Origin of the sequence: Buttiauxella sp. (assembly GCF_035271705.1) — a bacterium.
Taxonomy (GTDB): domain Bacteria; phylum Pseudomonadota; class Gammaproteobacteria; order Enterobacterales; family Enterobacteriaceae; genus Buttiauxella.
Genome location: NZ_DATERI010000083.1, coordinates 1 through 8,559, shown reverse-complemented (window position 1 = coordinate 8,559; position 8,559 = coordinate 1). Strand labels below are relative to the sequence as shown.

At 50.6% G+C, this 8,559-nt stretch carries 7 protein-coding genes; 3 read left to right on the top strand and 4 right to left on the bottom strand.

The genetic code is table 11. The annotated features are described in order from the left end of the window. Positions 1-483 precede the first annotated feature (483 nt). The 3 genes from VJY99_RS07490 (at position 484) to VJY99_RS07480 (ending at position 3,741) form a co-directional block, all read left to right on the top strand. Positions 484-1,974: a SulP family inorganic anion transporter gene (locus tag VJY99_RS07490; RefSeq protein WP_324117426.1), complete on the top strand. Its 1,491-nt coding sequence runs from the start codon at positions 484-486 to the stop codon at positions 1,972-1,974. A 539-nt stretch (positions 1,975-2,513) separates the two neighbouring features. Continuing rightward, a complete protein-coding gene (locus VJY99_RS07485; RefSeq protein WP_324117425.1) occupies positions 2,514-3,041 on the top strand; it encodes a GNAT family N-acetyltransferase in 528 nt (175 codons plus the stop codon). Positions 3,042-3,096: 55 nt separating this feature from the next. Further along, positions 3,097-3,741 carry a metallophosphoesterase gene (locus VJY99_RS07480; protein ID WP_324117424.1) on the top strand — a complete coding sequence of 215 codons (645 nt, stop codon included), beginning with the start codon at positions 3,097-3,099 and terminating at the stop codon, positions 3,739-3,741. A 1-nt stretch (position 3,742) separates the two neighbouring features. On the opposite strand, the gene VJY99_RS07475 is transcribed toward VJY99_RS07480, so the two are convergent. The 4 genes from VJY99_RS07475 to VJY99_RS07460 all read right to left on the bottom strand — a co-directional run bounded on the left by VJY99_RS07475 (position 3,743) and on the right by VJY99_RS07460 (position 8,541). Next, entirely contained in the window at positions 3,743-3,934 is a 192-nt protein-coding gene (locus VJY99_RS07475) for a YebW family protein (protein WP_324117423.1), read from the bottom strand. A gap of 106 nt (positions 3,935-4,040) precedes the next feature. Continuing rightward, positions 4,041-4,280, bottom strand: coding sequence for a YebV family protein (locus VJY99_RS07470; RefSeq protein ID WP_324117422.1), 240 nt, complete (start codon positions 4,278-4,280; stop codon positions 4,041-4,043). 112 nt (positions 4,281-4,392) lie between these two features. After that, a complete protein-coding gene (rsmF, locus tag VJY99_RS07465; RefSeq protein WP_324117421.1) occupies positions 4,393-5,835 on the bottom strand; it encodes a 16S rRNA (cytosine(1407)-C(5))-methyltransferase RsmF in 1,443 nt (480 codons plus the stop codon). Positions 5,836-5,907: 72 nt separating this feature from the next. Next, positions 5,908-8,541, bottom strand: a complete 2,634-nt coding sequence (locus tag VJY99_RS07460) for a PqiB family protein (RefSeq protein WP_324117427.1) — start codon at positions 8,539-8,541, stop codon at positions 5,908-5,910. Between the last annotated feature and the right edge of the window lie 18 nt (positions 8,542-8,559).

Genomic DNA, 8,559 nt, shown 5'->3' with positions numbered 1-8,559 from the left:
ACTGGAAAAGCTGCGCCGGTAATCTATTCTTAGAAGGCAAGGCGAACTCTGCCTGCATTAATGCCAACTTTTAGCGCACGGCTCTCTCCCAAGAGCCATTTCCCTGGACCGAATATAGGAATCGTATTCGGTCTTTTTTTTATCTATCTTATTTATCAGTGGCTTAGAAACTCGCGTCTTAAAATGTCCGAAAACTGATATCCGGTCTTTTTGCCCTGTTAAATTAATCTAAACACTTTCTCCCTCACATCCAAGTACTTTTCTGTCATTTTTTCCGACTTATGGCCGAGCAGTTTTTGGGTGAACTCCTTTCCAAATGCTTTCTCATAAAGCCGATCTGCACAGACTGTGCCAGTCTAAACTGAAGTATCCGCTCTTTCTTTCATCGCACATTAATTAGCATCCTTACTAACCTCTCTGTACAATCACGCCCGGCTTGAATTAGCCACCACTCATAACAATAAACCTGCAAAGACGAGAACGATGACCACCACTCAAACTGAAAACCATAGCCGGGAAAACTCCCTCGCGGCTGTTTTGCGCAGCCCACGCCTGTTAGCCCGAGAATCCCTTGCGGGGGTGGTCACTGCATTAGCATTAGTCCCGGAGATCATTTCATTCTCAGTCATCGCTGGGGTTGACCCAAAAGTCAGCCTGGTGGCCTCCATTGTGCTGTGTTTATCCATGTCAATTCTCGGTGGACGCCCAGCGATGGTGACTGCCGCTGCCGGTTCAGTCGCCCTGGTTATTGGACCAATGGTGCACCAGCATGGGGTGGAATATATTTTCCCTGCAGTATTGTTGGCAGGGATGATTCAAATTTTGTTTGGGGTAAGTGGGCTTGCACGCATGATGCGGTACATCCCATTATCGGTGATGACCGGGTTTGTCAACGCATTGGGTATCCTGATTTTCTTCGCGCAGATGCCTCACATTTGGGGGGATAACCCGCTGGTGTGGGGGCTGTTTGCCCTGACGCTAGTGATTGTTCTCCTGTTACCACGGGTGTTCAAAACGGTGCCTTCGCCGCTGGTGGCAATCATTGTTATCACCGCACTGTGTATCGGCACGGGGCTATCAGTCCCGACGGTGGGGGAGTCAGGCCCAATGGCTGCGGGTTTGCCGGGTTTAACCGAATTATGGGTGCCGCTAAACCTGGATACGTTACGAATTATATGGCCTTGCGCGGTGAGTATCGCATTTGTGGGGTTAATGGAATCGTTGCTGACCGCTAAGCTTGTGGATGAGCTGACGGACACACCCTCCAGCAAACGTCGTGAATGTTGGGGGTTGGGGCTATCTAATATATTTGCCGGTTTCTACGGCGGTATCGCAGGGTGCGCCATGATTGGCCAGACGATGGTCAATGTCGAACTGGGCAAAGGGCGCACGCGAATCTCAACGCTTGCTGCAGGACTTGTGTTGTTGCTGTTAGTCACCGGCCTGAGTGAATTGATGGCGAAGATCCCGATGGTGGTTCTGGCGGGGATCATGGTGATAGTGGCAGTGAAAACTCTCAATTGGCACAGCGTGAAACCCGCTACGTTGAAAAGGATCCCGCTCCCCGAAACTCTTGTGATGGTGACGACTGTTGCAGTCACGGTTGCGACGGGAAACCTGGCTTTGGGTGTGGTCGGCGGTGTTATCTTTGCAATGATTCTGTTTGCCCGACGTATCGCTCACGTTGTGCATGCACAACGGTTGTTATCCGACGATGGGCAATCTGTTCGTTACACGGTAACTGGCCCGCTGTTCTTCGCTAGCAGCAATGATTTGTTCGAGCATTTCCAGTACGCCGATGACCCGCAGCAGGTGATTATTGATTTATCTCAGGCACAAATCTGGGATGTTTCGACGGTCGCTGTGCTTGATGCGATTGAAACCCGCTACCAGCGTTATGAATGTGAAGTCGAAATTGTGGGCCTGGATTTGCGCAGTAGCGACTTCCATGAACGCCTGAGCGGCAAAGTCTGATCAACACTTGCAAGACTAAATGAGGCATTTTGATGAGCAGATGACAAAACTGTGAATCTGCCGTTACTTTTAGAATGTCAGGGCTGCTAGATTTATATTTGTTCCAGAGTGAAACGGAGGTGCCAGAAAGTTTGAAACTGATCCTCGATAGTAAACTGGTGGAGTACGTGGTGTAGCTTATTACCGCGATGCTCTTGGGTGTAAACCGTAATGAAACGCTTGAAAAAGCGAAATATTTACCAGCTAACTCGTATCACCTCTCAAAAGGCTGCAGATTTGCAGCCTTTTCTATTGTTATCTCCTGATCAATTTCTCTGAACCTATGTCAGAAAGCTTCCCTCTGATTTTGCTTATTGTTTCATGAGCGGTATCGCGGCAGAATTATTAAATAATGTTTTATACCCGTCATCCTTCAAGCTGCCGGGGTGTTGGTTGTACTCACTTACCCCAAAATCACTGACTCAAGTAAGCTCCTCGGGATAATCTCCCTGGCCGCCTACCTGCAACTCGAATGCTAACGGGTATATAAGGAAATGAACATGGTTAAAGAAGCCCCGCATCTGGAAACAGAACGTTTAATTTTGCGACATTTTACACTGGATGATTTCCCAGGTTTAGCCGCCTGCTGGGCAGACCCGGAAATGGTGAAATTTATCGGCGGCGGTCAGCCCCAAGGGCAGGAAATGACATGGAGTCGTTTATTACGTTATATCGGCCATTGGCAGGCCTTGGGGTACGGGTACTGGGGAGTGTTTGAAAAGGTAGAAGGGCGTTTTGTTGGCGCGTTTGGTTTTCAGGATGCACGCCGTGAATTGACTCCAGCACTTCAATTCCCCGAAGCGGGTTGGACGCTCATTCCCGCAGTACACGGCAAAGGCTACGCAAATGAAGCATTAGGCGCAATTTTAGGGTGGGCTGATGGTGAATTTACCACACCGGTTTGCTGCATTATTGATAATGATAATCCTCGATCCATTCACCTTGCTGAGGGATTTGGCTTCCAGTTTGCACACTACGTCGAATACCATGGCAAACAGGTAAAAATGTTCATCCGCCCGACCCGCTAACCATTACCGCACACTGGTTTATAATTGAGCAATAAATAACCAGTGTGGAGTCAGCATGTATCAGCGAATTGACGGTGAGAATTGGCGGCATGTGTTTATTGTCGGTGATTTACACGGCTGCCTTTCTGAGTTTATCAGCCAGCTTAAACTCCAGCATTTTGATTACCATCAGGATCTTGTTATCTCAGTGGGGGATCTCATCGACCGCGGTGCAAACAGCCCCGGTTGCCTCGCCTTACTGGGCAGCAAATGGTTTAAAGCAGTGAGAGGCAATCACGAAGCGATGGCTTTAGAAGCACTGGATGAAGGTGAGGGAATGCTTTGGCAGATGAACGGCGGTGACTGGTACCGTGAGTTACCTGAACCCCGTCAGCAAAATGTGCATGAGGCGTTACTACATTGCCGTGATTTACCGTTAGTGATTGAGCTTCATACCCATGGCAAAACGCTGGTTATCGCCCATGCTGATTATCCTGCCTCACATTACAGTTGGAATCAGCCGGTTGATGAGCATTTGCTGGTCTGGAGCCGTGATCGACTCAATAAAAACTTACACGGGCGAGGCGAGGATATTGAAGGGGCAGATGAGTTCTATTTCGGCCATACACCGCTCAAAGAAGCCGGTCATTTTCACAACCAAAACTACATTGATACTGGCGCGGTGTTTGGTAATAAACTCACGATGGTGCAGGTGCAGTAACCTACATTGACATATATTCCTGAGCCGGATGCCAGAAACCATCGATAAAATCTTCTATCGGGAAGCATCCACCATTGCGTATCCGTTGGTCATCCATAGCGACCACACATTGCTGCTCGGCATTAAACACATCCACCACAATATCTTCGCAACCACCGTCCAGGTAACAAACAAATAAAACTAACGCAAACATTAACGCCTCAGAGTTGCACCGTTTGGTTTAATTGTAGGGGAAGTCATGGGAAGAGGGGGAATGGGGGCAGATTAATTAACCCGTCTGGGCGACGGGTCCATTTGAATCATGCAAGACGCATGATCCAGGCATCAGATTTTTGGTCGTAATGTTGACGATAGAGGACTGAATGTTCGCCATCAAGGACGGCGGGAATACTGGTTTCATCATCCCAGGCATCAAGCTGCATGCACAGGTCAGGGTCAGATTTACAAGGGATGCTCAACGTGCGGTCGCCTTGTTGCTCCCCATGTAATTCAGCATCATCAATTTCGAAGGTGCCTATTCGTACGCTCGTTTTTGTCATATCGCTCTCCTCGGATCTGGGTAGGTGTGGTATGACCAGTTAGGTCTCCTACAGTAGAGCGTAGACAAACGTACAAAAACTGCAAATCACAAGGAGAGAATTATTGAGTGCATCAACCCTTCGTCGCGAACAGTTTGCCATCGCGTACCAGCTCACGCGGGTAACTGTTTTTCAACCGTGAACCGACTTTTCTGGCCAGTCCAAGGGGTTGTCCTTGCCAGGTGACAACCACTTCGTTAAGTGACGGTGTCACATCTGGGTAAATATCGCGTCCGTGATACCACTCCTCAGCTTCAAACTCAGTCAAAGCAAATGCCAGCGGGGAGTCCCCCGGCACCAGCGCGATAACGGCTTCGTGCTGCCAGCGATAGCCTTTGTTGTACTGCTCCGCAAGGCGTAATCCAATGCGTGAAAAACGAACTTTACCGATCAAAGAAATAATCTCTTTCGGGAATAACCAAATTTCTTTATCGCGCTGCCAAAGCTGTTGGTCATCTTGCCAACTGATCCCTGATTTTTTCGCGGCAGCGGTAACTTCAGCTGCTTGTTTGCCATACAGAGGGCTGAACGGGAAGTTACCCACTTTGTAACCTGGAGCTGGAAGCGCGTCGACTGATGCAGTTTTACGTAATCGCGCAACGAAAAAACCTTCACAATCATAAATCTGCGGGAATACATGCAGGTAGCCTTCAGCCGTTATGGCTTTTTCTGCATCCGGGAACAGGCCGCTGAGCGACGCAATTTCAACCGCTTCTGGCCACTCATCCAGCAACCACTGGCAAATCTGCTGGTTTTCTTCGCGGTTTAATGTGCAGGTGGAGTAAATCAATGTGCCACCTGGACGAAGTGCATGAAATGCGCTGGCGATCAGTTCACGTTGTGTATCAGCGATACTGGAGGTGCTTTCTGGCGACCAGTTGCGAAGTGCGTCCGGGTCTTTGCGCACCACTCCTTCCCCTGAACAAGGTGCATCGAGCAATATTGCATCGAAGCATTCCGGAAGTGCGGCGCCAAAGACTCTGCCATCGAAATGGGTCAGTGCCACGTTGCTAATCCCGCAACGGCTGATATTGGCATGCAGCACTTTCACCCGGCTGGCGGAGTATTCATTGGCGAGAATGGCGCCACGATTACCCATGCGTGCGGCAATTTGTGTGGTTTTGGAACCCGGTGCTGCGGCAACATCCATAATGCGTTCCGGCTGATTGCCGTCAGCAAACAGGGCGGCAACCGGTAACATGGAACTGGCTTCCTGAATGTAAAACAGGCCGCTTAAATGTTCAGCGGTGGAGCCAAGTGGCAGACTTTCTTCGTCATCACGCTCAATCCAGAACCCTTCTGCACACCAGGGAATGGGTGTCAGATGCCAGTCGTATGGCGCAACCAGTTCAAGAAAATCGCTGACCGAAATCTTGAGTGTATTCACGCGCAAGCTGCGGCGCAGCGGGCGCTGACAGTACTCGATAAAACTTTCGAGCGTCTGGTCTGCTGGGAGTGCATCGCGAATAACATCAAGGAAGGCTTGCGGGAGAAAGGCGTTTTGAGAGTGAGCCACGAAGGAAGTCCAGAAAAAAGAGAAGGGTGCAGTGTAGCACAAACGCCCCGGTGAGGCACCGGGGCGCGGGCATTAACGTGGAAGCGCAGTACCCCATTGACGCCATTCTTTAGGTTCACTTTCCAGAAGCAGGAAGTGTTTACCGGTTTCAGCTTTCGGCGCGAGCGGTGTTCCTGGTGGTGTTGCGAACGCGATGCCGCCACGAATGAACTGGTTGAAGGTGCCGGTTTTCACCACGCCACCTGTCAGACCAAAATCGAGGCTATAGCCCGAGGCTAACCAGAACACCGAGCTATCTCGCACCAAATGCTGGAAGCGTTTACTGATACGCAAACCGACCATCACACGGTCTGAGAGATTGCCGAGCGTTAAACCGGTCACTGTACCGACTTCCACTCCACGGAACAGAACCGGTGTGCCAATGCTTAATGCACCCGCTTCAGGCACTTCCACCACGATGCTCAGGCCATCGGAGTAACGCGAGTCGGTGATAGAAGTTTCCTGCAACTCAAAGTCACGCCGTGGTGCGCCACGTCCTGGTTCCACGTTAATATATGGCTGCAGAATGGTGTCGAGATTATCCACACCCGAGGCGGAAATCTTCGGTGTGACCACCGAGAAACGCGTACCCCCGCGAGCAAACGTTTCCACAAACTCAGGATAGAGCACCGCTTTCGCTTCGACTTCGCTGCGCGACGCCGTAAGATTCAGTGATTCAAGCTGCCCGATGTCAATTCCCAGGTAGCGAATCGGCATACCCGCAGACAGTTTTCCGGCATCGAAGGTGTGCAATGTAATTTGGCTACCGACGGCGCGAGCAGCAGTTTCAGACGCATACAGCATGCGTTTGTCACCCACCTTCAGGCCGACGCTTGCGCCACTCAGGTTGTCAAAGCTAATCGCCCCTTTAAGCGCACGAGATAGCGGAGAAGCTTGTACTGTCAGGCCGCTACCGTTAAGTTGCACGCGTGCGCCACCTTCAGCCCAAAACACGCTGTTTGCCGTCAGCAGGTTGCGGTATTCCGGCTTAATGTTTACGTCGATATCAAAACTATTGGCACGTGGACGCACACTGATAATCTCACCGACCTGGAATTTACGGTACAGCACCACGGAGCCGGTTTGAATATCCGGCAAGCTGGCAGCGGTTAGCGTCAATGTGGTTGTCGGTAGGTCGCTCAGGCTATTTTCGACCGCTTTTTCCAGGTTGGCGTACAGCGGGTAACTCTTTTTCATCTCGCCTTTGTTGCCTGGAATAATCCTGACCCCTCCATTCACCCATTCACTGGCGCTGGCCCCCAAAAACTCGACTCCGTCGATACCGACTTTGACATCAATACGGCTGTTGACGACGAACTTGCTGTCGCCCTGAATCAGATGGCGATATTCGGGCTCAATGGCTGCTGAGAAGCTGACACCTTTGGCGGAGAGAGAGCGTTCAAGAATCTGCCCAACTTGCACGCCATGGAGAATGATTGGCTGGCCCGCATCAATGCCGTAACTTTCAGGTGCGGTCAGGTTTAGCGTCAGAACATTCGGCTGTTGCAGCGGCGTTTTATCACTTGGGAATACCACAAAATGGTTCTGTGGGGAGCCTTCTCCCGGCACCAGCTCAAAAGTAGAACCGGTTAACAGGCTGCTGAGATTGGGATTGCTGAGCGAAATTTTAGGGTTACGTAGCTCAATACGCGTGCCAGCGCGCATCAAGTTGACGACACTGGGGTCAACGGTCATTTGACCGGTCACTGTGCTGCCAGGATTAAGGTTCAGCTTGGTTAGCGTCCCCACTTCCAGGCCTTGGTACATCAGCGCTGTTGAGCCTGCTTTTAGGCCTTCGCCACTTGGCAGGGAAAGATCGATGATCACACCGCGTTGGCTATGTGCCAGATCTTCATACAGGCCAAACTCATCCTCAGCTGTGGCTTCAGCAGAGTTTTCCGGGGAATCAAAGGCAATCGCACCATTGACTAACGCCGCCAGGCTTTCTAACTGAACTTGCGCACCGGAAAGGCTAAAGTTGGCCTTTACACCTGATACGTTCCAGAAACGGCTACCCTTTTTTACCAGTTTGGTAAAACGGCGGTCGATCAACACATCAATGGTGACGCCTTGGGTATTGTTGTTAATGGTGTAGTCATAAACCCGGCCAACGGGAATTTTACGGTAATATACCAACGCGCCGCTGTTGAGAGAGCCTAAATCCGGAGCGTGAAGATGAATCATCAACTCGCCATTATTCAAGCGATATTTGGGTTGGGTATCCAGTGCGGAAAAGTGTTCTTTGGGTTCACCTTTGCCAGGCATCATGCCGATATAGTTCCCACCGACCAGCGCATCCAGACCGGAAACGCCGGCCAGTGATGCTTTCGGCGTCACCAACCAAAACTGAGTATCCTCACGCAGCGCATCTTTCATGTCGCTTTTAATGCTGACTTTTACTTCAATTTTGCGCAGATCTTTGCTCAGGCTGATGCTCTGCACGGTGCCCACTTCTACGCCTTGATAACGTACAGGGGTTCGTCCGGCGACAATACCGTCGGCAGAAAGAAAATCAATGGTCGCTGTGGTACCGCGTTCTTCCCACGTCGACCAGATGAGCCAACTGGCAATCATCAATGCGATAATTGGTAGCAACCAGAAGGGCGAAATTCGGCGTTTTGTTTTAATTCGCGCTTCAGTCGGTGAAGCGGGCATTTCCTGACTCATGTGCGTCCCAAAGTAGTC